At 39.5% G+C, this 26,093-nt stretch carries 21 protein-coding genes; 18 read left to right on the top strand and 3 right to left on the bottom strand.

All coding sequences use genetic code 11. From position 1 onward, the window contains the following. Positions 1-126: 126 nt before the first annotated feature. The 3 genes from AC1IR0_RS09825 to AC1IR0_RS09815 are packed head-to-tail and all read right to left on the bottom strand — an operon-like array spanning position 127 to position 3,876. Complete coding sequence (locus tag AC1IR0_RS09825) at positions 127-2,310, bottom strand: polysaccharide biosynthesis tyrosine autokinase (RefSeq protein WP_479741372.1); 2,184 nt, start codon at positions 2,308-2,310, stop codon at positions 127-129. A 34-nt stretch (positions 2,311-2,344) separates the two neighbouring features. Beyond that, the gene (locus AC1IR0_RS09820) at positions 2,345-2,773 is read right to left on the bottom strand and encodes a low molecular weight protein-tyrosine-phosphatase (RefSeq protein ID WP_409666175.1); all 429 of its coding nucleotides are present in this window, start codon (positions 2,771-2,773) and stop codon (positions 2,345-2,347) included. Beyond that, the gene (locus tag AC1IR0_RS09815; RefSeq protein ID WP_479741371.1) at positions 2,773-3,876 is read right to left on the bottom strand and encodes a polysaccharide biosynthesis/export family protein; all 1,104 of its coding nucleotides are present in this window, start codon (positions 3,874-3,876) and stop codon (positions 2,773-2,775) included. Before AC1IR0_RS09815 ends, AC1IR0_RS09820 begins: the two co-directional genes overlap by 1 nt. A gap of 426 nt (positions 3,877-4,302) precedes the next feature. On the opposite strand from AC1IR0_RS09815, the gene wecB reads away from it, so the two are divergent. The 18 genes from wecB (at position 4,303) to AC1IR0_RS09725 (ending at position 26,086) form a co-directional block, all read left to right on the top strand. Continuing rightward, positions 4,303-5,424 carry a non-hydrolyzing UDP-N-acetylglucosamine 2-epimerase gene (wecB, locus tag AC1IR0_RS09810; protein WP_479741370.1) on the top strand — a complete coding sequence of 374 codons (1,122 nt, stop codon included), beginning with the start codon at positions 4,303-4,305 and terminating at the stop codon, positions 5,422-5,424. Between the two features lie 17 nt (positions 5,425-5,441). After that, positions 5,442-6,692: a UDP-N-acetyl-D-mannosamine dehydrogenase gene (wecC, locus tag AC1IR0_RS09805; protein ID WP_479741369.1), complete on the top strand. Its 1,251-nt coding sequence runs from the start codon at positions 5,442-5,444 to the stop codon at positions 6,690-6,692. Beyond that, entirely contained in the window at positions 6,693-7,247 is a 555-nt protein-coding gene (locus AC1IR0_RS09800) for an acyltransferase (protein WP_479741368.1), read from the top strand. A gap of 5 nt (positions 7,248-7,252) precedes the next feature. Next, positions 7,253-8,458 (top strand): lipopolysaccharide biosynthesis protein, encoded by a 1,206-nt coding sequence (locus tag AC1IR0_RS09795; protein ID WP_479741367.1) that lies wholly within the window; start codon positions 7,253-7,255, stop codon positions 8,456-8,458. Next, positions 8,455-9,765 carry a hypothetical protein gene (locus AC1IR0_RS09790; RefSeq protein WP_479741366.1) on the top strand — a complete coding sequence of 437 codons (1,311 nt, stop codon included), beginning with the start codon at positions 8,455-8,457 and terminating at the stop codon, positions 9,763-9,765. Before AC1IR0_RS09795 ends, AC1IR0_RS09790 begins: the two co-directional genes overlap by 4 nt. Beyond that, positions 9,766-10,734, top strand: coding sequence for a glycosyltransferase family protein (locus AC1IR0_RS09785; RefSeq protein ID WP_479741365.1), 969 nt, complete (start codon positions 9,766-9,768; stop codon positions 10,732-10,734). Next, entirely contained in the window at positions 10,734-12,872 is a 2,139-nt protein-coding gene (locus AC1IR0_RS09780; protein WP_479741364.1) for a bi-domain-containing oxidoreductase, read from the top strand. The genes AC1IR0_RS09785 and AC1IR0_RS09780 overlap by 1 nt, the downstream gene beginning before the upstream one ends. Positions 12,873-12,880: 8 nt before the next feature. Next, positions 12,881-14,677, top strand: coding sequence for a heparinase II/III family protein (locus AC1IR0_RS09775; RefSeq protein ID WP_479741363.1), 1,797 nt, complete (start codon positions 12,881-12,883; stop codon positions 14,675-14,677). Next, entirely contained in the window at positions 14,674-15,885 is a 1,212-nt protein-coding gene (locus AC1IR0_RS09770; RefSeq protein ID WP_479741362.1) for a glycosyltransferase family 4 protein, read from the top strand. The genes AC1IR0_RS09775 and AC1IR0_RS09770 overlap by 4 nt, the downstream gene beginning before the upstream one ends. 4 nt (positions 15,886-15,889) lie before the next feature. After that, positions 15,890-16,498, top strand: a complete 609-nt coding sequence (locus AC1IR0_RS09765) for a sugar transferase (protein ID WP_479741361.1) — start codon at positions 15,890-15,892, stop codon at positions 16,496-16,498. After that, on the top strand, positions 16,495-17,151 hold the full coding sequence (locus AC1IR0_RS09760) for a PglD-related sugar-binding protein (RefSeq protein WP_479741360.1): 657 nt from the start codon (positions 16,495-16,497) through the stop codon (positions 17,149-17,151). Before AC1IR0_RS09765 ends, AC1IR0_RS09760 begins: the two co-directional genes overlap by 4 nt. A gap of 31 nt (positions 17,152-17,182) precedes the next feature. Beyond that, the gene (locus tag AC1IR0_RS09755; RefSeq protein ID WP_479741359.1) at positions 17,183-18,352 is read left to right on the top strand and encodes a DegT/DnrJ/EryC1/StrS family aminotransferase; all 1,170 of its coding nucleotides are present in this window, start codon (positions 17,183-17,185) and stop codon (positions 18,350-18,352) included. Positions 18,353-18,482: 130 nt separating this feature from the next. Further along, positions 18,483-20,357 (top strand): polysaccharide biosynthesis protein, encoded by a 1,875-nt coding sequence (locus AC1IR0_RS09750; protein WP_479741358.1) that lies wholly within the window; start codon positions 18,483-18,485, stop codon positions 20,355-20,357. Positions 20,358-20,369: 12 nt separating this feature from the next. Continuing rightward, complete coding sequence (galU, locus tag AC1IR0_RS09745; protein ID WP_479741357.1) at positions 20,370-21,245, top strand: UTP--glucose-1-phosphate uridylyltransferase GalU; 876 nt, start codon at positions 20,370-20,372, stop codon at positions 21,243-21,245. 24 nt (positions 21,246-21,269) lie between these two features. Continuing rightward, positions 21,270-22,526 (top strand): nucleotide sugar dehydrogenase, encoded by a 1,257-nt coding sequence (locus tag AC1IR0_RS09740; RefSeq protein WP_479741356.1) that lies wholly within the window; start codon positions 21,270-21,272, stop codon positions 22,524-22,526. Next, positions 22,526-24,184: a glucose-6-phosphate isomerase gene (pgi, locus tag AC1IR0_RS09735; RefSeq protein ID WP_479741355.1), complete on the top strand. Its 1,659-nt coding sequence runs from the start codon at positions 22,526-22,528 to the stop codon at positions 24,182-24,184. The genes AC1IR0_RS09740 and pgi overlap by 1 nt, the downstream gene beginning before the upstream one ends. A gap of 1 nt (position 24,185) precedes the next feature. Continuing rightward, positions 24,186-25,205, top strand: coding sequence for a UDP-glucose 4-epimerase GalE (galE, locus tag AC1IR0_RS09730; protein WP_479741354.1), 1,020 nt, complete (start codon positions 24,186-24,188; stop codon positions 25,203-25,205). A gap of 2 nt (positions 25,206-25,207) precedes the next feature. Beyond that, the gene (locus tag AC1IR0_RS09725) at positions 25,208-26,086 is read left to right on the top strand and encodes a beta-1,6-N-acetylglucosaminyltransferase (protein WP_479741353.1); all 879 of its coding nucleotides are present in this window, start codon (positions 25,208-25,210) and stop codon (positions 26,084-26,086) included. The last annotated feature ends 7 nt before the right edge of the window (positions 26,087-26,093 follow it).

The following is a 26,093-nucleotide window of genomic DNA, read 5'->3' as shown; positions in this document are numbered from 1 at the left end:
TTACCCTTTTATAATAATTTTTAAAAGGTAAGTTTCTGTATAAGCAGCTTAATCAACATTCTTATTTCTAAAAATACTCTGATTTTTTCAGAAAATTAAATTTACTTAATAAAAATCAAACTTATATTAATCCTCATCTTTGGAAGCTGTATAAGCATAGGCATAATTATAACCATAACTACCAGCAGAGCCTTTTTGTACGTCATTTAGAATAACACCATTAACTTTTACATTAGCTTGTTCAAAACGATTGACAGTAATTTCAAGTTCTTTAATTTGGGTTTTTCCATGACGTGCAACTAATAAATTAACGCCTGCGTATTGTGCAATAATAATACCATCTGTCACGGCAAGGACTGGTGGAGTATCAATCAAGATATGATCAAAAGAGGCTGATGCCTGATCTAAAAATGCTTTAAATTGATCTGTGCTCAAAAGTTCAGAAGGGTTGACTGGGCTTTTGCCTCGAGTAACAAAGAACAGGTTCTCTACAGTAGAGTTTTGTACTACATCTGCATAGCTATTTTGGTGATTCAATAGTTCTGCTAAACCTGGTTGTACCTCTGCATTGAAATACTTATGTAAATAACCTCGACGCATATCACCATCAATCACTAATACTCGTTTTCCGCCTTGCGCTAAAATAGTTGCCAAGTTAGTGGTAATAAACGATTTACCAATTTCCGGAGCAGGGCCCGAAATAGCAATTACATTATTATTGGCATTCATGAGGGCAAAATGAATCGCTGTTCGCATACTACGTAAGCTTTCAATTGCAATATCACTGCTATCTTTAACTGCAAGAATAGGAATATTCTTTTTCTTTTTTAATAATTTAATACGACTTTCTTGAATAACGGAGCGCGGTACAGTGGCATAGACAGGAAGATCCAACTCATTTTCGATCTGAGCCGCATCTTTAATACCTGAGCGCATCATATTACGTAACAATGCCAGCAATGTTCCTAAGAAACCACCAAGGAAAATTGCTAAAATCAGAATCTGTAATTTCTTTGGTTTAATTGGTTCAATGGGTTCAACCGCAGTATCGACAATACGTACATTACCAATTTCACCTGCTTTAGCAATTCGAAGTTGTTGATACGAATTGAGCAAACCTGTATACAATTGTTGCTTCACTTCGACTTCACGGAAAAATTGTAAGTACTGACGTTGTAATTCAGGTAAACGTTTTAAAGTCCCATTTAGCTCAGCAATTTTTTGATTGATTGCACTGAGTTGCGCATTCATTTGCTGCATGATTGGATGTTCGCCGGTATATTTGGCTGAAGCTTCAGCAACACGCTGTTCCAATTCCGCTTTTTGAGTTTCTAAAGTAATGCTTTGAGTTAGATATAATTCCGATTCTTTAGTCACATCTACAGTATTATATTGCTGACGGAAACGGTTAAATTCACGCTCTGCAACATCAAGTTGTTGTTTGAGTTCAGGTAATTGATCTTCTAAAAACTTAAGTGTTTGGGCGGTCTCTGCTGAACGACGTTCAATATTCTGCTGGCTATAAGCAGCTAAAATTGCATTCAAAACCTCAGTAATATGTTGTTTATCATTGCCTTGATAGTTCAAACCCAGCACACCACTCATCTTGCCTTTTTCAGCGACTGAGTAATTGGCGGTTAAAGATTGCATCGCAGCAGGTAGACTTTGCTTTTGTATATTATAAGCGGCATCGAAACTGTCTTGACTAAAAATACCTACTTTCCAGAGGCCATATTTAGATGAGGATTGACTTACTTGATTTAAAGGAGCAGAAAAAACTACTTGTTCAGTTTCTTCATCCGTTAGACTGTATTTGCCTGGCTCAAAACTTAAAATTAAGTTCTTATCTTGAAAATATTGGGGAATATCGAATTGGCGAATATCAAAACTATTTTGATTATCTTTAAATAATACAGATTTTTCTGAATACTCGGTGGCGTATTGATGGTTGGCCATTAACCGGTTCCAGAAGCTATCCTCTGTACCAGATACACGAATATTTAAATTTAAATGATTGATGACCTCGCCCAATACCAAACGTGATTTCAGAATTTCAATTTCGGCTTGAGCAGGAGATTTTTGTTCGATCATACTTGATAAATCCCCTAACAATGCAGCGGAAGTACCTTTACTGTCTTCGACTTGTACCATGGCATCTACTGCATAAGTATCCGGTGTGGTTCTTAAATACAGTAAGGCACAAATCAGACTTAAAATAATGCACAGTGCGATCAATTTCCATTGCGCAATTAAAGAAAAAAATAATTCTTTTAAATCAATGGTGTCTTCGGTGTTGGCGGTTTGGCTCATAATTTAAATATCAAAAAGTGAAATATTAAAAAACTTAAATATATTTTTTCCAGTCAGCAATACAAGCTTGAATCAACTGGCAGGTCTCATCAAAGAATGCTTGATCATGCTGATAAGGATCGGCAACATTTTTACTTTGCCAATGACCTAATCTAAATGTTTTACCTTTAGCAAAAGGCCAAGTCTGTTCTATATGCTTTTGCTGATTTTGACTCATTACAAGAACCAAATCAGCTTTTTTGATTAGTTCAGCATCCAGTTTTTTCGCAATATGTGGACTCATATCAATCCCAAAACGTTGCATACATAAACTGGCTTTTTCATCAGCTGCATGACCAACTAAACCGGAAATACCCGCAGATTCTATCTCTAAATGTGGATATTCCCGTTTTAAAAAGTATTCGGCCATAGGGCTACGGCAAATATTGCCAATACAAACTACTAAGATATTTTTAATTTTCATTATTTACCTAAGTTATCTAGCTGATAAAGCACACTAGAGAATGGGATCATCTGATTCACTACACGTTGCCAGCGTGCTAAACCAGATGCATCCACATACACAATATCGTTGCTGCGCATTTTAAACTGATTAGCAAGACCAAAGTCCGCAATGCTGGTCAAGTCCATCTGGTATACTTCAGTGTGAAGTGCATTCGGTTGGCTTCTTACAATATAAACTTTACTCCGACTAGCAGAAAGTGGGTTTAAGCCCAGACTTTCTCCTAGTACATCACTCAGACTCATGCCTTGGTCACGTAATGGTAAAGATTGGTTTTTACCTGACTCACCCATGACATAGATCTTCTGGTTTTCGCGGTTGTTTACATATAATGTGTCATTTGGCTGAATCAATAAGTTATGCAGCGAAAAACCTGCTTTTTCTAGTTCTACGGTATTTAGGCTATATGAACGTCCCTGACGTACCAGGGTAATAGAGGTATTGTCACCTTGCTGTGCGTTCACACCACCTGCCATACCCAAAGCAGTATAAACACTGACAGGTTGGTCGCTTAAGTAAAATTGACCTCCATTCATCACATTACCTTGTACTGAATAACGTTGCCCCTGATATGACAATACCCGTGCAATCACATCTGGAGTTTTCAGGTAACGTGACAGCTGGCTACGTAATTCACGATTGACTTGCGTCAATGATTTCCCTGCAGCCTTATAACGCCCAATAATTGGAAACTGGATATAACCTTCCGAATCGATTTGGAAACCATTCGCCTGAGCAGCCTGATCATTGCTAATACTATTGCTGGAAGATGTAAGTTCTGGATAAGCCCATAAATAAATTGATAAAATATCACCTGGACTCAGGCTGTAGTTCCGGTGCTGTGTTTTGAACAGGTGAGCATATTGTTGTTGAATATTATATTCAGCAGGCCGGGCAGCCATAATGGAATCTTGAGTGAGTTTTATGACATTTACTGTAGTACCCAGGTCAGTTTGAAAAACGCCTTCGTCAGGTAAGTCGTATGTTTGTAGACCAGAGGTGACTGCACACCCTGTAGTAGCAAGGCCACATGCCAATAAAGCAGCTAGTTGAAAGTGTCGCACACGTTTTCCCAAAGATTATTTTTAAATTTTAAAATTGAAACTATTCTACCCAAGTTATTGATCTGATACATAGCAATTTGTAACTATCTTTCTAGTTTTATGATAAGAGGCTAATGTTATAAAAAGTTTAAATTATTTTAATAGTTACAAATAAACTAATTGAATTTAACAGAAAGCATACGCGAAAATATTTTTGAGCTACTTTGAGCACAAATCATAATAGAAATTTCATAGTTTTCTGCTAGTATGCTTGCCGAAAGATGTGAGCTTATATGTAAGTAATTGAGATTTAGCACTTTCAAGTCATCATATGCAACAATTAAAATGAGTATAGATAAGAGCTTAAGTAGTTATTTATTTAAAGATTTAAGTTAAACAAAATTAATTTTAATTTGTTAATCGTACTCATAAATAAAGGCGGGTAAAGTGAAAAAAAAAGTATTGTTGGTATTTGGTACACGACCAGAGGCTATTAAAATGGCACCATTGGCATTAAAATTAAAAGAACAAATGGTCGATTTTGAAGTCAAAGTCTGTGTAACAGGTCAACATAGACAAATGTTAGATCAAGTACTTGAGCTGTTTAATTTGACTCCAGATTTTGACTTAAACCTGATGAAACCAGGACAAACCTTGTCAGATATTACTTCAGGTGTTTTGAAAGGTTTAGAGCAAGTTTTTGTAGAGTGGACACCAGATGTTGTACTGGTACATGGTGATACTGCAACGACTTTTGCTGCTTCTCTAGCGGCGTATTATCACAAAATTGCAGTGGGGCATGTAGAAGCAGGCTTACGTACAGGCGATATTTACTCACCTTGGCCAGAAGAAGCCAACCGTAAGCTTACTGGTGCCTTAACTACCTATCATTTCGCTCCTACACAATCTTCCTATAATAATTTAGTCAAAGAAAATATTGCGCCTAATTCGATTACCATTACTGGTAATACGGTGATCGATGCTTTACTTACTGTAAAAAGCAAGGTCGAAACAGACCAAGAAATTATTAATCGGTTTGAACAACAATTCGACTTTCTAGACTCAGCAAAAAAATTGATCCTAGTCACTGGACATCGTCGTGAGAATTTTGGTCAGGGCTTTTTAAATATTTGTACAGCATTGGCAAATATTGCAAAACAGTACCCTGATGTGCAAATTGTATACCCTGTACACTTAAACCCAAATGTACAAAAACCTGTGAATGAATTGCTCTCGGATATCTCTAATATCCATCTGATTGCACCTCAGGATTATTTGCCTTTTGTGTACTTAATGAACCGTAGTTATTTAATTTTAACCGACTCTGGTGGTATCCAGGAAGAAGCACCTTCTTTGGGCAAGCCTGTTTTGGTGATGCGAGATACAACTGAGCGACCAGAGGCGGTAGAGGCTGGTACAGTTAAGCTTGTAGGCACAGATGCGGCACTTATACAACAGTCTGTGATTGAGCTATTAGAAAATACGGGCTTGTACCAATCTATGGCGGCAGCACATAATCCTTATGGGGATGGAACAGCCTGTAAACAGATTATTGAAGCTTTAAAGTAATAAAGAAGGTCAAAAGAATGCAACAGTTTAAACATATTTGTGTTATTGGTTTAGGTTATATTGGGTTACCAACAGCAGCCACTTTTGCTGCACATGGGGTAAAAGTCACAGGTGTAGATGTTAACCCACATGCGGTAGATTTAATTAATCAGGGCAAGGTGCATATTGTAGAACCTGACCTAGATGCTCTAGTGCGAGATGTAGTTGCACAACAGAAATTATCTGCTCAACTTCAGCCATGCGAGGCTGATGCCTATATTGTTGCAGTCCCGACACCTTTTAAAGATGATTATCAGCCAGATCTAAAATACATTGAATCTGCTGCTAAGGCTTTAGCACCTTTTTTAAAGCCCGGTAATTTGGTTATTTTAGAGTCGACATCGCCTGTTGAAGCGACTGAACAAATGTCGGCTTGGTTAAGTGAAGCACGTCCAGATTTAAGCTTCCCGCAACAAAAGGGTGAAGATGCTGATATTTTAGTCGCGCACTGCCCAGAACGTGTGTTGCCAGGTAAAGTTTTACAAGAATTGATCAGTAATGACCGTATTATTGGTGGAATGACACCACGTTGTTCAAAAGCAGCATGTGATTTATACAAAATCTTTGTAAAAGGCGCATGTATTGAAACCAATGCTCGTACTGCAGAAATGTGTAAGTTGACAGAGAACTCATTCCGTGACGTCAATATTGCTTTTGCAAATGAGCTTTCAGTTATTTGTGACAAGCTAGATATCAATGTATGGGAGTTGATTTCACTGGCGAATCGTCACCCGCGCGTCAATATTTTACAGCCAGGACCTGGGGTCGGCGGTCACTGTATTGCGGTTGATCCTTGGTTTATTGTGGCAAAGACACCAGAACAAGCACGCTTGATTCGTACTGCACGTGAAGTGAATGATGCCAAACCTGAATGGGTTATTGATCAGGTTAAAATTAAAATTGCGGATTTCTTACAAGCAAATCCAAATAAGACGATTCAAGATGTCACGATCGCTTGCTACGGTTTGGCCTTTAAACCAGATATCGATGACCTGCGTGAGAGCCCAGCACTTGAAATCACGAAAAAATTGGCTGAACAAGGTTTAAATATTCTTGCAATAGAACCGAATATTCATGAACTTCCTGCCAAGCTGCCTTCAAATATTAAATTGATTGCTCTTGAAGAACATCAACAAGCAGATATCCATTTGATTTTGGTTGATCATAGACAGTTTAAAGATATGAACTTCTCTTTTTCTTATGTAGTCGATACGAAAGGCATTTTATAAATGTATAGCCTATTCAAATTTTTTTTTAGACTTGGTGATTACTATCGTGGTCTAAAATTATTTTTGTTAATTAATTTATGTGGCGGGATTTGTAAAGGAATTCCTAAAGTTGGGAAAAATGTCATTTTCAAATACCCACCGCATAAAGGTATTAAGTTTGGTAAAAAATGTGATATTGGGGCATTTAGTCATTTTGATATACCGCCATTTGGCCAACTAATAGTTGGTGATTGTGTGAAAATGACACAAGGCGTTGTTGTTTCTGCAATTAATAAAGTTGAGATACAAAGTAATACTTTAATTGCAGAGTGGGTATCTATTAGAGACGCACAACATCTATTTGATAAGAATGAACCAATAAACAAACAAGGAATGAAGAAAGGTGAAATTCTGATAGAAGAAGATGTTTGGATAGGACGAGGGAGCAGTATTTTTTTAAATACTACGATTCGTAAGGGTTCAATTATTGGTGCTGAATCTATTGTTAAAAGTATAGAAATATCTTCTATGGAAATACATGCAGGTAATCCAATAAAGTTTATAAAGAATAGATAAAGTTTATGAAGATTCTATCCAAGCTTATAGCCGGTGGGGTAATTGTACAGATACTGGTTGCAGTATCTGTTATGATTTCATCACGACTTTATAAACCAGAAGTATTTGGTGAGTTAGGTTGGTATCTAAGTTTTGCCTCAGTATTTGCAATTGTAGCTGCGATGCGCTTTGATTATATTGTGCTCAGTGATAGAGTTTGTGCAGAAGAAAAAAATGAATTTTTCTCTAATGCTATAGTTGTAAGTATCATAACTTTCTTTTTATTGTGTATATGCGTTGTCATTGCTAACAATGTCTTTCATTTTAAGTATAATATTCTTTATTTGTTGTTATTCTGCCTGAGTCTAAGTTTTTTTAATTTATTGAGTCAATATCTTATATTAATAAAGGATTATAATAAATTTATTTTTTATAAAACAAATCAATTGCTTCTTCAAATTGTAATGATTGTAGTTTTTTATTATGTTTTTCATGAAAATGGACTATTGTTAGCCAATATTTTGCCGCAGTTAATAATTTCTATTCTATTCTTTTTATTTATTCGGAGATCCTTGTCATTTAAGTTGAATAATTTCATCCCTTTTTTTTATAAAAACTATAGAGAAGGTTTTAAGAACTCCTTTCTCACTTTTATACAATATTCAACTCCTGTGATACCAGTTTTGTTTGGGGGATATGTTTTTGACAAGAGTCAAATTGGTGCATATTTTTTGTTTTCTCAAACAATGGCTGTTCCATTTTCATTGATAAGAAGAAACGTATTGATACTTTTTAATGGTGAATACAGTGATGCGAAAAAAATTAAAGAGCTTTTTGAAAGTGTATTGACGACAAGAAATTTTATTATTGTCTTAATGTCTTTTGCATGCTTTTTAGTTTTTTTAGTGTTTTGCTCAAGTTATATAATAATGATATTTTTTGGCCGTGAATGGTTGGAATTCTCATGGTTGCTGTCCCTGTTATTTATATACTACTTTTTTGATGCTTTGCTTCAACCTTTAACTACATTATATCCATTATGGGGCAAGGTTAATAAAGCTTTAGGTTTTGAATTAGTTAGATTTGCTTCTGTTGCTATAGTTTTACCTTTAGTAGTTTTTTTTGCAAAGTTATCTTTTTCAAGTTTTGTGATTTTATTTTTGATAATTATGCTGCTCATTTATGTTGTAAATTTTTATAGCATTCTGATGTATGTAAAGAGGTTGAGATGAATAGATTAGCATTTATTTGGGGGGGGATTTCACTTGTTATGATATGCCTACTATGGCTACTCATAAGTTTAGAGAGCTTAGATCTTTTTATAAATGTTTCTATTGTTTCTATTGTTTTATTATCTCTTTTTCAGATTAAAAAAAATGGAATTCTTTCACCGAGCACAATTGTTTTCGTTACTGCATTACCATACTTTTTGACCGCAATCTTTAACTCATTTATTTATAGAGATTATAGCTATTTCCTTGAAAGGACAAATGCAAGCTTAATTTTTTATACATTTATTTTTTTTGGATCCTTTATTTTTTTTGATTCATATTTTAGTAGGGTGAAAATACCAAATTTAAATTTTAGAAAAAGATTGAGTTTAAATACAGTTTTTTTATTTTATAGTATTATCGTTTTTTTATATATAATTATGGTTGCAACGCTTTTTTCACTAGATATTGGTGCTGTTTCTCGTGCAGATATTTATAAATCTAAATCCACCCTTTTTGATGTTTATAAACTTTTTGTTTATTCTTTTTCTGTCTTTTATGTTTGGTTTGTTGTTAGTGTTGAACAGAAAAATGGGAAGGCTTTAGTTTTTTTGTTGTTACCATTAATTTTGTTCTCTGCTACGGATATTTTAATCCTAGGTGATAGGAAGTTAGCAATAATTTTATTCGTTATTTGTGCATTTGCTATTAATGTGCAGAAGCGTATTAATCCAATTTATATTGGGTATGGGCTTGTATTCGGGTTATTAATGTGGGTTTATGGGTATTTGAGAAATACGAGCTTTTCTGAATGGGGTGCCATTTTAAGTGAACTCGATTATGGAACAGCCTTTAGTCCTGATAAGTCTGAATTTGGTGCCTTTAGTATTGTTTGGAATGATTACTTTTCTAGATATTCTTCAGTCCAAATGCAGCCTACTTATTTGGAAACATTTGCGCAGATCGTTCCTACATTTATTTTTCCTAGTAGGCCTATTTCACCATCAGTTAACTTCGTGAAAGAGTTTTATCCAGATATTTATAATTCGGGTGGTGGCTTGGCTTTTAATGCCATTCTTGAATCTATGATGAATTTTAATATTTTCGGCCCTATCGCTTTTGCTTTTTTAATCGTGTTCTTTTCTAAGTTTTATAATAAGTCTCATTTTGGGGTTTTGTTAGGAGCAATATACATATTCTGTTTTTCCTTTACTCTCAGAAACGATATGATTAGTAATCTTAGAACTTTTTTTATTCTTAGTGTTGTTGTTTCAATGTGTATTTTAATTTTTTGTAGAGTTGGAAAATCTAGATCAGGTGGGAATTAAGTGGATAAAATATTTTTTATTGGTAAACTTCCATCGCCCATAGGTGGTGTTACGGTTTTTAACCAACGCAAACTAGAGCAGCTAAGTAATAATACTAAAAATGCTAAAATTGTTTTACTTGAACCATGTAAGAAAAATATTTTAAAGATAGTTATGGCTTTAAGATCTAAAGAAATTAAACATTTAAGTGCTTCTAATTTTATATTGATTTTATTGGCATGTTTTTTTGCACGATATGGAACTGTAATATTTTATGATCATAATTCTAGTAGGCACTTTCTTTCTTTAGTAGGATGGAAAAAGAAAGTTTATTTAAATTTTTTCCTTAAGTGTAAAAATATTATGTTAGTAAATGAACATCTTAAGGAAAATTATAAAGTATTTAATAGATTTCAAGATATTAATCATAAGTTTGAAACAGTTTCTGCATTTTTGCCTCCTGCAAAAGCCGAATTGAAAGATATTTTACATACATATGATCCAAGGCTGTTGGAGTTATATAAGACAACATTAAAAAATCAGCAAAGGAAAATTATATTAACTAGTGCATTTCAGCCAAATTTAGATGCTAAGGGAGCTGATATTTATACATTAGGTTCTTTAATAGATATTTTTGCGAAACTAGCACCAAAATATAAACATGATTATTTCCTTATTGCTATTGCAAGTTATCCAGAAACTAGTTTTAGCCAAGAAATAAGAGCAAAGGTGCGTTCACTTACTGGGAAATATGACAATCTTATCTTCTTAGAGGACGATAAGAAAATCTGGCCACTTCTACAGGTGACGAAATTATTTATTCGCGCAACAACAACTGACGGTGATTCTGTTAGTTTAAGGGAAGCATTATATTTTGGTGCTCCCGTTTTAGCATCAGATGTTGTACCTAGACCAGATGGTGTTATGTTGTTTAATTTAGAAAAAGATGATCTTAGTCAAAAAGTTGATGAATATTTAGGAAGTTATTAATGAAACAAATTCTCCAAGATATGGCAAATGGTGGTACGACTGTGACTGAAGCTCCTGTACCACAATGTTCAAAAGGTCATTTACTGATTTCCACAACGACTTCGCTTATTTCTGCTGGAACAGAACGTATGTTGGTTGGATTTGGTAAGGCATCTCTAATTGATAAAGCACGCCAGCAACCAGAAAAAGTGAAAATGGTACTGGAAAAAGTACAAACAGATGGCTTATTAACGACTTATGACGCTGTAAAATCTAAACTGGCTCAACCACTTGCATTAGGTTATTGCAATGTGGGTATCGTGCATGAAGTAGGTGCCAATGTAGATGATTTCCAAGTTGGCGATCGTGTTGTGTCAAATGGCCCACATGCTGATATGGTGAAAGTACCTAAAAACCTTTGTGCAAAAATTCCAGATAATGTCAGTGATGAATCTGCTTCTTTTGCTGTCGTCGCAAGTATTGGCTTGCAAGGTATCCGTCTTGCTCAACCGACTTTGGGTGAAAGCTTTGTCGTGACAGGTGCAGGCTTAATTGGCTTACTCACCATTCAAATGCTAAGAGCAAATGGCTGCCGTGTATTGGCTATTGACTTTGACCAAAGCAAACTCGAACTTGCCAAACATTTTGGTGCAGAAGTCTGTAACCCTGCCAAAGGTGAAGACCCTGTTGCTGCAGGTTTAGCATTTAGCCGTGGTGCAGGGGTAGATGGAGTAATTATTACTGCATCAACTAAAGTGAGTGATCCTGTTATTCAAGCAGCACGAATGAGCCGTAAACGTGGCCGTATTATTTTAGTCGGTGTAACAGGTTTAGAGTTAAATCGTGCAGACTTCTATGAAAAAGAACTGAGCTTTCAGGTGTCATGTTCTTATGGACCAGGTCGTTACGATGCTGCTTATGAAGAAAAAGGACAGGATTACCCGGTAGGATTTGTTCGCTGGACAGAACAGCGTAACTTTGTTGCAGTGTTGGATATGATGGCGGCAGGCACATTAAATGTAGATACCTTAATTACCCATCGTTTTGAATTTGAAGATGCGCCAAAAGCTTATGATGTTTTAACAGAAGATAAATCAGGTTTGGGTATTTTACTTAAATACAATTCGGCCGTAGAAACACGAACAGAAAAGAAAGTCATTTTAAAACCAATTCAGATTGATGCACAAAATGCTGTCGTTGGTTTTATTGGTGCAGGCAATTATGCTTCACGTATTTTAATTCCTGCATTTAAAAAAGCGGCTTCACAACTGCATACCATTGTAACTTCTGGTGGTATTAATGGGGTGATTCATGGTGAAAAGGCAGGATTTGCAGAAGCATCGACAGATATAGATGCCTTATTAAGCAATCAAGATGTAAATACTGTAGCAATTGCAACACGACATAATAGCCATGCCTATTTTGTAGAAAAAGCGCTGTTAGCGGGTAAAAATGTTTTTGTAGAAAAGCCATTGGCGTTGACGGTAGAAGAAATAGAAAAAGTTGAACAGGCTTATAATCAAAATATAGAAAATAAACAATATGCCCGTGTCATGGTGGGCTTTAACCGTCGTTTTGCACCTCAAGTGCAAAAAATGAAAGCCTTGCTAGACACGGTTAAAGAGCCTAAAAGCTTTATTATGACCATGAATGCAGGAGCAATTCCTGCAGATCATTGGACACAGGATAATGCGGTAGGCGGTGGGCGTATTATTGGTGAGGCATGTCACTTCATAGATTTAATGCGCTTTTTATCAGGTTCAAAAATTGTGTCTGTTCAAGCTAGACGTATGGGTGAAACCGATGCTGTGCAAGTCCTAGAAGATAAAGCAAGCATTACGCTAGGTTTTGAAGATGGTTCGTTTGGCACTATTTTCTATTTGGCGAATGGCGCTTCAAATTTCCCTAAAGAGCGTGTAGAGGTATTTACAGCAGGGCGCGTACTGCAGCTGGATAACTTCAGAAAGCTTAAAGGCTTTGGCTGGCCTGGATTTAGTAAAATGAATCTATGGCGTCAAGATAAAGGGCAAGATGCATGTGCAGCTGCTTTTGTTGCGAGTATTCGTGACGGCAAAGAAGCTCCCATCCCTGCGGATGAAATTTTTGAAGTGGCTCGAATTACAATTCAGGCAACAGAAATTTTACGGTCGCAAGCATGAGTGTAAAAATGAAAGCTCAAACAGCTTTAAGTCTAGGCCTCTTAAATTTATTCAGAGTATTTAAGTACCGTATTGGTGTTAAGACTGGGTTAAATCCTGTGCAGAAAATTGCTGCACAAATGCCTTCAGGCTCTTTTTTCGCACATCCTCAACAGCAAGAAACAGTGTTTGAGCCTTCATATCAGCTTACAGCTTTTGGCTGGAAGTCTTATGCCATAGGTCAGTATCCCAACTGGTTTTATAGCCCTTTAACAGGGGCTAATTTTGCCAATACAGGAAAATCCTGGTTTGAAATTCCTGACTTTGATGCCAATGTAGGTGACATTAAAGGCATCTGGGAGGCATCCCGTTTTGATTGGCTGCTTCACTTTGTTTTAAAACATCATGAAAGTCATGATCAAAGTGAATTGGCTCAGCTTGATCAGTGGTTGAATAACTGGTGTAAGAATAATTCTGCATACCTCGGCCCCAATTGGAAATGTGGTCAGGAAGCATCAATTCGGGTGATGCATTTAATCAGCGCGTTAATTGGTTTAGAGCAATTGGAGTCACCATCGCAGAATGTACTGGCGCTTATAGAAATTCATCTAAAGCGAATTGCTCCTACGATTGATTATGCGATTGCGCAAGATAACAATCATGGAACTTCAGAAGCGGCTGCCTTGTTCATAGGTGGCTCATTGCTGAATAGTGTAAATCAAACAAAACTCTACAGCACATGGCAGTCATTAGGGCGTAAGTGGCTTGAAAATCGTGCATCTAAGCTGATTATGCAAGATGGTGGTTTTAGCCAATATTCCGTCAATTACCATCGTGTGATGTTGGATTCATATTGTCTGGCAGAAATAATTAGACAGAAACTGAATTTGCCTAAATTTTCTCAGCGTCTCTATACTCAAATGGGAAAAGCCACAGATTGGTTGTATATTTTGACACAGCAAGATGGGGATACGCCAAACTTAGGTGCGAATGATGGCGCTAAGCTTTTGCCTGTCTGTGCGACTGATTATCGTGACTTTAGACCAACTGTACAGTTGGCTAGCACTTTATTTTGTCAGTATAGTTATTATGCTGAATCAGGGAGTTATGATGAAACATTAAAATTCTTTGATATAAAGAAAGTGCATAAATCGGATTCCAACCTGCCAAACAAAAACGTCTTATTTGATTCTAGTGGTTTAATCACTGCTGAGAACAGTAGCTTTTTTATTGCTTTTAAATTGCCTATATTTCAATTTAGGCCGAGCCAATGCGATGCCTTACATTTGGATGTGTGGTGCAATGGCCAAAATATACTTAGAGATGGCGGTACATACAGTTATAACTCCTCTGCAGAGGATCTAGAGTATTTTAGCGGGACAGGAAGTCATAATACCGTGCAGTTTGACCAGCATTCACAGATGCCAAGATTAAGCCGTTTTTTATTTGGTGCATGGCTAAAGCCTGAAAATTTAAATTATCAGAAAGACCAGTTTTCTTGTGGTTATCAAGATAATTGGGGTTGTAAACATCAAAGAAATATTGTTTTAAAAAATAAAGATATTGTGGTTACAGATCAGGTTTCAGGTTTTAAAGATCAGGCAGTTTTACGTTGGCGCTTACAGCCTGGTAAATGGGAACTTAATGATAAAAAAATTTGTAATGGTGCGATTTCAATTGAAATTAAAACAGATAACGAGGTGGAGATAGTTCTTTCTTCGGGATTTGAGTCTCGTTATTACTATCAGAAAACCGTCTTACCTGTACTAGAGGTGAAGGTAAAACAGTCCTCAACCATAATCACAGTAATTAAAGATCTTTCATGAAAATTCTATATTTCCACCAACATTTTTCTACACCCAAAGGTTCAGCAGGCATTCGTTCATACGCAATGGCGCAGTCACTCATTCGTAATGGACATCAGGTTACAATGATCTGCGGATCTTTTGGTGCTGGGCAAACAGGGCTCACAGCGCCATTTGATCGTGGTATGCGTAGAGGTAATGTAGATGGTATTGATATCATTGAATTTGAATTGCCCTATTCAAATAGTTTGTCTTTCTTAAAGCGTATCTTAATTTTTTTAAGCTTTGCATTTAAATCTATTAAAGTTGCTTTTACAGAAAATTATGATGTCTTATTTGCAACGACTACACCTCTGACAGCAGGTATTCCGGGAATTTTTGCTAAATGGTTCCGCAGAAAGCCATTTGTATTTGAAGTTAGAGATTTATGGCCAGAATTACCAAAGGCAATGGGGGTTATTAAAAATCCGGTTATTCTATGGATGATGTCTGTTCTGGAGTGGTTGTCTTATCATTCAGCAGACCGCTTGATTGGTTTATCTCCTGGGATTGTAGAAGGTATTGTAAAACGCGGTATTGATCCACAAAAAGTGGCTTCTATTCCAAATGGTTGTGATCTGGATATATTTGCTCAAGAGCAACAGGCTTGGCGTCCAGCAAATGTAAAAGCAACCGATTTGATGGCAATCTTTACTGGTACCCATGGCTTGGCAAACGGTCTGAATGCTGTAATTGATGTGGCTGTAGAGTTGCGGAAAAGAGGCAGAGATGACATAAAGTTAGTTCTAGTTGGAGATGGTATGCAGAAGAAGCCCTTAATGGCTCGTGCCCAACAATTAGAATTAGCAAACATTGTTTTTCATGATCCAGTGAATAAAAATAAATTGGCCGGTTTAATGGCAAGTGCGGATCTCGGACTACAAATTTTAGCCAATGTACCTGCATTTTATTATGGTACATCCCCAAATAAGTTCTTCGATTACATTGCAGCAGGCTTACCTGTTTTGAATAACTATCCAGGTTGGTTGGCAGAGTTGATTATAGAAAAACAGTGTGGTTTTGCTGTGTTACCTGAAAATTCGCAAGCTTTTGCAGATGCATTAGAATATGCGGCAGATCATCGTGATGAGCTTGTTGGGATGGGAAAAAATGCACAGAATTTAGCTCGTTCTCAGTTTAATCGTCAGGAACTTTCACAAAAATTTTCTGATTGGGTTGCACAAGGATAAGACCATGCTAAAACGCCTTCTCGATATTATTATCGCTTCCATTGCCCTGATCCTGCTTTCACCACTTTATGCCTTTGTAGCTCATAAAGTGAAAAAAAATCTAGGCTCTCCGGTGTTGTTTCGCCAGGTGCGTCCCGGTTTACATGGTAAGCCCTTTGAGATGATCAAGTTCCGGACCATGAAAGATGCCGTAGATGAACAGGGTAATCCATTACCGGATAGTGAGCGTCTAACACCTTTTGGTCAAATGCTACGTTCTACCAGTCTGGATGAAATGCCGGAACTCTGGAATGTGATTAAAGGTGATATGAGCATTGTTGGCCCACGCCCATTGTTGATGGAATACCTGCCACTTTACAGCCCTGAACAGGCTAAACGCCATGACGTGCGCCCGGGGATGACCGGTCATGCACAAGTGAATGGCCGCAATGCCATTGGCTGGGAAGAGAAGTTCAAGCTAGATACCTGGTATGTGGAAAATCAATCCATCTGGCTCGACTTTAAAATCATGTTTAAAACGGTACATAAAGTTTTAGCAAAAGACGATATCAGTGCTGAAGGTGAAGCGACCATGACCAAATTTACCGGCACAAAAAACGGACAAGATTCATGACTGAAATCTATGCCGTCTATGGTGCTTCGGGTTGCGGTCGAAGCTTGATGCCTGTGGCCCGCCAGCAATTACAACGTCAGAATATAAGTGCCGAAATCTATTTTATTGATGACAGCCTGATCGATGAAATAGTAATTAACGGTCATACAGCATTAAATTATACAGCATTTAAAAATCTAAAGGCCGATAGAAAGTCGGTTCTAATTGCGATTGCCAATAGTCAAATTCGTGAAAAAATTGCGATAAAACTTGAACAAGATGCAATTGAGCTCTGGACGGTTCAGGCAGATAATGTTGTGCGTATGGATGCAATAGAAATTGCCCCAGGTGCTGCCCTAAGCCCGTTTGTAACTCTCACCTCCAATATCAAGATTGGCAAATGTTTTCATGCCAATTTATACAGTTATGTAGAGCATGACTGTGTCATTGGTGATTACGTTACCTTTGCTCCCGGGGTGAAATGCAATGGCAATATCCATATTGAAGACCATGCCTATATTGGTAGTGGAGTTGTGATTAAACAGGGCACACCGGACCAACCTTTGGTGATTGGCAAAGGTGCGGTAGTCGGTATGGGGGCTGTGGTCACCAAGAGCGTTCCACCGGGCGTAACGGTGATTGGCAATCCGGCACGAATTCTAGAGAAAAAATAAGTCTTTTAATTTTAAAAATTCAGGAAACATCATGTTAAACACTGCATTTGAACCATGGCCAAGTTTTACCCAGCAAGAAGCGGATGCGGTTTCCAGGGTTTTATTTTCGAATAAAGTCAACTACTGGACCGGACAGGAATGCCGTGAGTTTGAAAAAGAATTTGCCCAGTTTGCAGAAACCAAATATGCAGTGGCTTTAGCCAATGGAACGGTCGCGCTGGATGTTGCACTTAAGGCATTAGGCATTGGTGCAGGGGATGATGTGATTGTCACCTCACGCACCTTCTTGGCCTCGGCTAGCTCGATTGTGACTGCTGGGGCAAATCCAATTTTCGCCGATGTTGAACTGGATTCACAGAATATCTCTGCTCAAACTATTGAAGCAGTACTTACCCCAAATACCAAAGCGATTATCTGTGTGCATCTGGCAGGCTGGATGTGTGACATGGATCCGATCATGCAATTGGCTTCCGATAAAGGCCTGTATGTAATTGAAGACTGTGCACAGGCGCATGGCGCGAAATATAAAGGCAAATCTGCGGGTTCAATTGGTCATATCGCGGCCTGGTCTTTCTGTCAGGACAAGATCATGACCACAGGTGGTGAAGGTGGTATGGTCACCACCAACGATGAAGAGCTGTGGAAAAAAATGTGGTCCTATAAAGACCATGGCAAGAATTTTGACAGTATTTATAACAAGCAGCATCCACCGGGTTTCCGCTGGTTACATGATTCCTTTGGTACCAACTGGCGCATGATGGAAATGCAGGCGGTGATCGGTCGTATCCAGCTGAAAAAAATGCCGGAATGGACTCGGAAACGTACTGAAAATGCGAAAAGAATCTTGGCCTGTTTTGAGGATAGCCCTTATTTTACCGTACATACACCAGATGCTGACTATACGCATGCCTGGTATAAGTGCTATGTGCAAGTCAATATGGATGCTTTACCAGCAGACTGGTCGCGTGACCGGATTATGGCAGAAATTAATGCTTTAGCTGTACCATGTTTTAGTGGATCTTGCTCAGAAGTCTATTTAGAGCATGCTTTCGATGCTACGCCATGGCGACCAGTACAGCGTTTGCAGAATGCACAAAAACTGGGTGAAACCAGCTTAATGTTTCTGGTACATCCGACGTTAACAGAAAATAATATTCAAACAACTGAAAATGCCCTGCGACAAGTGATTAGTCGCATATAATCTATCCATGATTCAATCACGTAGAATGCACTTATGGGTGCATTCGATAAATTTACCCAAGCTTCAATTTAATCATTCTAATACTTAAATTGGATTGAAACTTATAAGTACTATTGAGAAGACACATCACGTGAAGTCCATCATTCTGCCACTTGTTGAATCTCCACGTTCAGCAAAACTCGCATTTCTAGTTATTTTAGATTTCTGTATATTCCCGATCCTGATCTGGCTGTGTTATGCCATCCGCCAGTTTGACCTCGGTGCAGAGGTTGTACCCAATATTCCTTTTGGCTCGATTTGGGTCAGTGCAATAGCAGTTTTTATGCTGTTTATTTGTGGCGTATACCGTTTTATTGTACGTACCTTTAATGAGTTTTTTATTGTTAAATTGGGTCTGGCTACGATATTAAGCGTGATCGGGTTGTACTTGCTGGCTTATGGCACCCATGCTTTCATCCCGACCTCTATTCCCTTGATGTTCGGCTTTATGATGTTTGCCTGGATCTGGTTTAGTCGTGGTGTGATTCGTTTTATCGTACAATCCTATTTAAAGTCAGGTGTACCGAAAAAACGTATCGCGATTTATGGAGCAGGTCATGCTGGTCAGCAAGTAGCAGCTACTTTAAACCGTTCTAATGAACATCTACCGATTATATTTATTGATGATGATCCTTCTTTAAGTGGCCAAAATATTGGTGGTATCCAAGTTTTTTTACCACATACTGCTTTGAAATGTTTTACAAAATTCAAAATTGATGAAATCTTAATTGCACTGCCGTCAGTAGGGCGAATACGTAAAAGTGAAATTATCAAGTTTTTAGAGCCGGCTCATTTAAAAATTACCGAGATTCCGGGTCTGACTAAATTGGTCAATGGTGAAATTCGAATTTCTGATATTCAGGAAGTGGATATTATTGATTTACTGGGGCGTGATCCTGTACCACCAGTTCCAGCGCTTTTGGCTAAAAATATTAAAAATAAAGTAGTCATGGTCACAGGCGCAGGTGGCTCGATTGGTTCAGAACTATGTCGTCAAATTATTAGAAATCAGCCTGTCAAAATTATTATTTATGAGCTAACAGAATTTGCTTTATATCGTATCGATAAAGAATTACGTCTTACGGCAAGCTGTGAAATTATTCCAATTCTAGGTTCAGTTCTCGACGAACGTAAATTAGAACGGGTGATTGAACAATATGGCGTACAAACCGTTTATCACGCTGCTGCTTATAAGCATGTGCCGCTAGTGGAGTGTAATCCGCTGGCAGGTTTGAAAAACAATGCTGTTGGAACCGCCTTTAGTGTGAATGCGGCGGTAAAAAAAGGTGTAGAAACCTTTGTGTTGATTTCAACTGATAAAGCGGTACGTCCAACCAACGTGATGGGTGCGACCAAACGTATGGCAGAGCTGTACTGTCAGGCTATGGCAGAGGCTCAGAATCAGACTCAGATCAGTATTGTGCGCTTTGGTAATGTCCTCGGTTCTTCGGGCTCGGTCGTGCCGCTGTTTAAACAGCAAATTGCCAAAGGTGGTCCGATTACCGTGACTGATCCAGAAGTAACCCGTTTCTTTATGACCATCCCGGAAGCCTCGCAGCTGGTGATTCAGGCCGGTGCCTTGGGGACGGGGGGCGACGTGTTTTTGCTGGACATGGGCGAGCCGGTGCGGATTCAGGATCTGGCTAGACAAATGATTGCCCTCAGTGGCCTCGAGGTCCGAGATGCTAAGAATCCGAATGGCGATATTGAAATTCAATATACGGGATTACGTCCGGGCGAAAAACTCTATGAAGAATTGCTGATTGACGAAGAAAATACAGAAATTACTTCACATACGCGTATTCTGCGATCTGTCGAAAAACATTATCCATTAGCAGAAATTCTGGCAGTATTTAACCGCATACATGAACTTACAGCGACTCAGACCGACATTGAATGGGCGCTGGCACAATTAGAACATTATGTGGATGGTTATGTACGCGGTAACGAAATTAAAGTGAACTAGGTTTTTATAGATATGATCAAGAAAGCAATTCTCCCTGTGGCTGGTTTAGGTACGCGTTTTTTACCTGCCAGTAAATCCATTCCTAAAGAAATGGTGACAGTCGTGGATCGCCCTGCGATTGAATATGTGGTACGTGAAGCAGTCGCTGCTGGGATTGAGCAGATTATTCTGGTGACTCATTCTTCCAAAGCATCGATTGAAAACTATTTTGACCGTAACTTTGAACTTGAAACCACCCTTGAGCAAAAAAATAAGACCGACTTACTCAAAGAAATTACTGAAATTTTACCTACGGGTGTCAGTGTGATTAGTGTACGTCAGCCTCAGCCTTTAGGTCTGGGCCATGCGGTATTATGTGCCAAAGCCGTGATTGGTGATGATGATTTTGCAGTGCTGTTACCGGATGTGCTGGTGAAAGATCAGGACCCGGAAAATGACCTGTCACGCATGATTCAGCGCTATGTACAATCTCAAGCTTCACAAATCATGGTGGAAGCGGTGCCTGAACATCTGGTAGACCAGTATGGCATCGTGGATGTTGCTGCATCACCTGAGGAAGGTGAAAGTATCGTCATGCAAGGGATCGTTGAGAAACCGGCGGTCGGAACGGCACCTTCGAATTTGTCTGTGGTCGGACGTTATATTCTGCCGGCCAAAATCATGCAGCTTTTGGAACAGACCCCACGCGGGGCAGGCAATGAAATCCAGCTCACAGATGCGATTGCCATGCTGCAGCAGACAGAAGCTGTAGAAGCCTACCGCATGAAAGGCCAGACCTTTGACTGTGGCAGTAAGTTAGGTTATTTAAAGGCTGTTTTACATTATGGTGTTGATCATCCTAAACTCGGTGCCGAGTTTAAAGCATTAATTCAGGAACTGGCTTTGTAAGAAAAAATAATAAAAAGGAATAATATGAAAGTCGCAGTATTAGGGAAAACCTTATTTTCGGGGGTCATGTCGGCCCTTTTATCTGAATGTGGTCACCAGGTGGTCTGGTGTAATAGCTTCGGTGCAGATGAGTCGGCTCTGCCCTATTTCCAGGATGAATCCCTCCAGCTATTACTGCAAAAACAGGAAAAATCTGGCTTTTTAAATTGTTGCGATTTTCAGCATCTGGATTTTAATCAGGATGTTTTTTTCTTTAGTTTTAATGCGACTGAAGAACAGCAGGCATTTCAGATGTTGGACACCATCCGGCATGCCTGTTTTGCCCATCCCAAGCTGATGATTAATGCTTCGACCTTTGGCTTGCATGGCACGCAACGCTTTCAGCAGTTACTGCCGAATGATGACTGGATTTATCTGCCAGATATTATTCAGGAAGGGAATGCACTGCGTAGCTTTACTCAGGCCACCCAGCTGATTGTGGGCTGTGATCATGCAGATATCCAGCCTAAAATCAAAGAACTCTTACGTCCATTATTTCCACGCGCGCAGCAGTATCTATTTATGCCGGTTCTGGATGCCGAATTTACCAAGTTGAGTATTTCCGGCATGCTGGCCACCCGGATCAGTTATATGAACGATTTGGCCAGTGTGGCAGAAAAACTTGGCATTGATATTGAACAGGTACGACAAGGCATGGCTGCGGATAATCGGATTGGTTCTGCCTATTTGTTCCCCGGCGTTGGTTTTGGTGGAGAGAATTTCTCCCATGATATCCGGACTCTCACTCACGCCGTGGCAGATTCAGGGGTAAAAAACCAGTTGCTGGAACAGGTCTGGGATATTAATGAACAGCAAAAAGAATTACTGTTTCGTAAACTCTGGAACTATTTCCGTGGAGACTTAAAGGGTAAAGTCATTGCGATTTGGGGTGCAGCCTTTAAGGAAAATACCCCAAGTATCCAGCAGTCTCCGGTACATGCCATGCTGACTGCTTTGTGGGCGCAAGGCGTGACCGTCAAGCTACATGACCCTCAGGCAATCGCAAATATTGAAAAGGTCTATGGGCCACGGGAAGATTTGATCCTGTGTAAAGACCAGTATCAGGCCGTGGAAGGTGCGCATGCCTTATGTCTGATTACGGCATGGAAACAGTATGGCAGTCCGGATTATCCGTATCTGATCAAGTTGATGCAGCATCCCCTGATTCTGGATGGGCGTAATCTGTATGATCCGACGTATGTCAAGACACGTGGTTTTAATTATATTGGGGTGGGACGTTAATGTTGAGCCATTTTAATCCAAATCTCGACACTGAAACTGTGTGTCAGAAACTCGCCTCGAACAAAGAACAGCTTCAATCTGAGCATCTGCGGGAACTATTTGCTGCTGACCCGGAGCGCTTTAATCGATATTTTATCCAGTTTGAACAACTGCTATTTGACTATAGTAAACACAGAATCAATAAAAATGTGCTGCAGGGCCTGATCGAATGGGCCGATGCACAGAACCTCAGATCCTGGATTGGCTCCCTATTTTCCAATCAGGAAATCAACTATACCGAGCAGCGTGCTGCCATGCACTGGGCACTGCGTCTGCCGGAACAGGACCAACAGCATGCTGATCTGGCAGCTGATGTGCATGCCCAGCTGGAGCGTATGTATGCGCTGGTGGAACAAATTCATGCCGGACAGCGTCGCGGTGCCACCGGGGAAGTCATTCAGGATGTGGTCAATATCGGGGTGGGCGGATCAGACCTCGGTCCCTTGATGGTCACGCATGCTTTATCTGATTTTAAATACCAGTCTGCCCAGCCACTCAACGTACATTTTGTTTCGACTATGGATGGCAGTCAGTTGTCTGAGCTGTTGCATCAGCTGCGTCCGGAAACGACACTGTTTATTATTTCCTCCAAATCCTTCGGCACCATTGATACCCTGACCAATGCTCAGACGGTACGCTTGTGGCTGGAAAAGGCCTTAGGTCAACATCCTTATATTCTCAAGCATCATTTTATTGGCGTATCGACCAAGCCGGACAAAATGACGGCGTGGGGTATCGCACCGGAAAACCAGTTGCTGCTCTGGGACTGGGTCGGCGGGCGTTATTCACTCTGGTCCTGTATCGGACTGCCAATTGCCTTGAGTATTGGGATTGAAGGCTTTAAGCAGCTGCTCGCTGGCGCCTATACCGTTGATCAGCATTTCCAGTACCAGCCTTTTGCGCAGAATATTCCGGTATTGATGGGCTTGCTAGGGGCATGGAATAATAATTTTCTGGATATCCAGACCCATGCGATTTTGCCTTATGACGGACGGCTGAAATATTTTGCATCTTACTTGCAACAGCTGGAAATGGAGTCTAACGGCAAGTCAATCCAACGCAATGGCGAGAAGGTTCAGCTGGATACTTGTCCGATTATTTGGGGAGAAGTAGGACCGAATGCCCAGCATGCCTTCTATCAGTTATTGCATCAGGGTACGCAGTCAGTCAGCTGTGATTTTATTGCACCGGTAGAACGTTATAACAGCCAGCAATATACCTATGCAGACAGCGCTGAAGCATTAGTCGAACAACATCATCTGGCCTTATCCAACTGTCTGGCGCAATCGCGCTTACTGGCTTTTGGCAATGAAGCACTGGATCAAACTGAATTGGCGAGCTTACCGGCTTATAAACAGTATGAAGGTAATCAGCCGAGCAGTACCCTGTTATTGCAGGAACTCAATCCATACAGTTTGGGCATGCTTATTGCACTCTATGAACATAAGGTATTTGTCCAGTCTGTGCTGTGGAATATCAATCCGTTTGATCAGTGGGGCGTAGAAAAAGGCAAGGAAATTGCCAACCAGTTATTGCCAATACTGAATGGTGAGCAGACCGATCTGGATGGTCTAGATGGCTCAACCCAAGGTTTAATTAAAGTTCTATTAGGAAAGTAAAATGGCGAAAATTCTGGTCACAGGCGGGGCAGGCTATATTGGTTCACATACCTGTGTGGAATTGCTGAATGCCGGACATGAGGTCGTTGTACTGGATAATCTGTGTAATAGCTCCTCCGAGTCCTTAAGCCGGGTAGAAAAGCTAACCCAGAAAAGTCTGACCTTTGTGGAAGGTGATATTCGAAATAGCCAGTTACTCGATCAGGTCTTTCAGCAAAATTCGATTGATGCAGTGATTCATTTTGCCGGACTGAAAGCCGTTGGCGAGAGTCAGCAGATTCCTTTGGACTATTTTGACAACAATATTGCCGGTTCCATCAGTCTGGTGCAGGCGATGCAGCGCGCACAGGTATTTAAACTGGTATTCAGCTCTTCGGCTACGGTCTATGGGGAAAATAATCCTTCACCCTTAAACGAAGACATGCCTACCGGAATGCCGACCAATAACTATGGTTATACTAAACTGATTGTTGAGCAGTTACTGGAAAAGTTATCTATCGCTGATGAACGCTGGTCGATTGCATTATTGCGTTATTTTAATCCGGTCGGTGCGCATAAAAGCGGCCAGATTGGGGAAGATCCACAAGGGATTCCCAATAATTTAATGCCTTATGTAACTCAGGTGGCTGTAGGCCGTCGTGAAAAACTGTCTATTTTTGGGCAGGACTATGACACGGTCGATGGTACCGGAGTGCGGGACTATATTCATGTGGTGGATCTAGCCAATGCACATTTATGTGCCTTGAATAACCGTCTGGCCTCCCAAGGCTGCCGGGCCTGGAATATTGGTACTGGCAATGGCATTTCAGTCCTGCAAGTCAAGAATACCTTTGAGCAGGTGAATGGGGTTGCTATTCCATTTGAGTTTGTACCACGTCGTGAAGGCGATGTGGCGATCTGTTTTGCAGACAATAGACGTGCTGTACAGGAATTTGGTTGGGCAGCTCAATATGGCTTGGAGGATATGCTCGCCGATAGCTGGAAATGGCAGAAGCAGAATCCCAAAGGATATGGATCATAGATATGAATTTTATTTATGGGGTTATTTGTCATCAACTTACCCATTCACTGGTTTTTCTGGTGAATGAGCTGCTGAAAAGTCCTCATAGTATTATTCTTATTCATGTCGATCAGAAAGCCGACCTTGCCCCATTTCATACTCAATTCGGACAGCATGATCAGGTATATTTTTTAGCAGACCGGACAGATGTACGATGGGGTAGCTATAGCCAAATTGAAGTCATGTTAAAACTCCTGCAGGAAGCGCAAAAATATGATTACAGCTATTTTTTCTTCCTGTCTGGAGATGACATTCCTTTATGTTCCAATACAGTAAGAGAATTATTTCTAGAAAAAGAATATCAAAAACAGACCGAGTTTGTGGGTCATGATGATTTAGCAGATGATGTGGAACAACGGGTGAATGTCCTATATTTACCGATTATGTATCAGAAAGCTAAATCACCATTATTACAGTTCCTGAACAGATGGGCATTATGGTATTGCCGGCACTTCCGTAAACAGGATATTTCTCATTTACCTAAACTATATAAAGGTTCAAACTGGATTACCCTGACCGATCAGGCGGTGACATTTATTCTGGATTATCTGGAAGCGTATCCGGATTATGCAAAAGCCTTTAAATCTTCACTCTGTGCAGATGAAATCTTTTTCCATACCATTATTTATAATTCCCATTTTCAGCAACGTATCTATCATACCCAGCATAGGATAGAGGATTGTGAAACAGGGCTAAGATATATTGACTGGGATTCCGGGCCGGATTATCCAAGGACTTTAGACGTGTCTGATTTTGATAAAATGAAGCAGTCAGGCATGCTGTTTGCGCGAAAAATGAATACAAATATCACAGTGGATATACTCGAAAAACATTTTTCATAAAAGCTTC

It is taken from the genome of Acinetobacter sp. 129952 (assembly GCF_056642055.1).
Note: the sequence above shows the minus strand (reverse complement) of the source record. Positions and strands in the feature narration are given on the sequence as shown.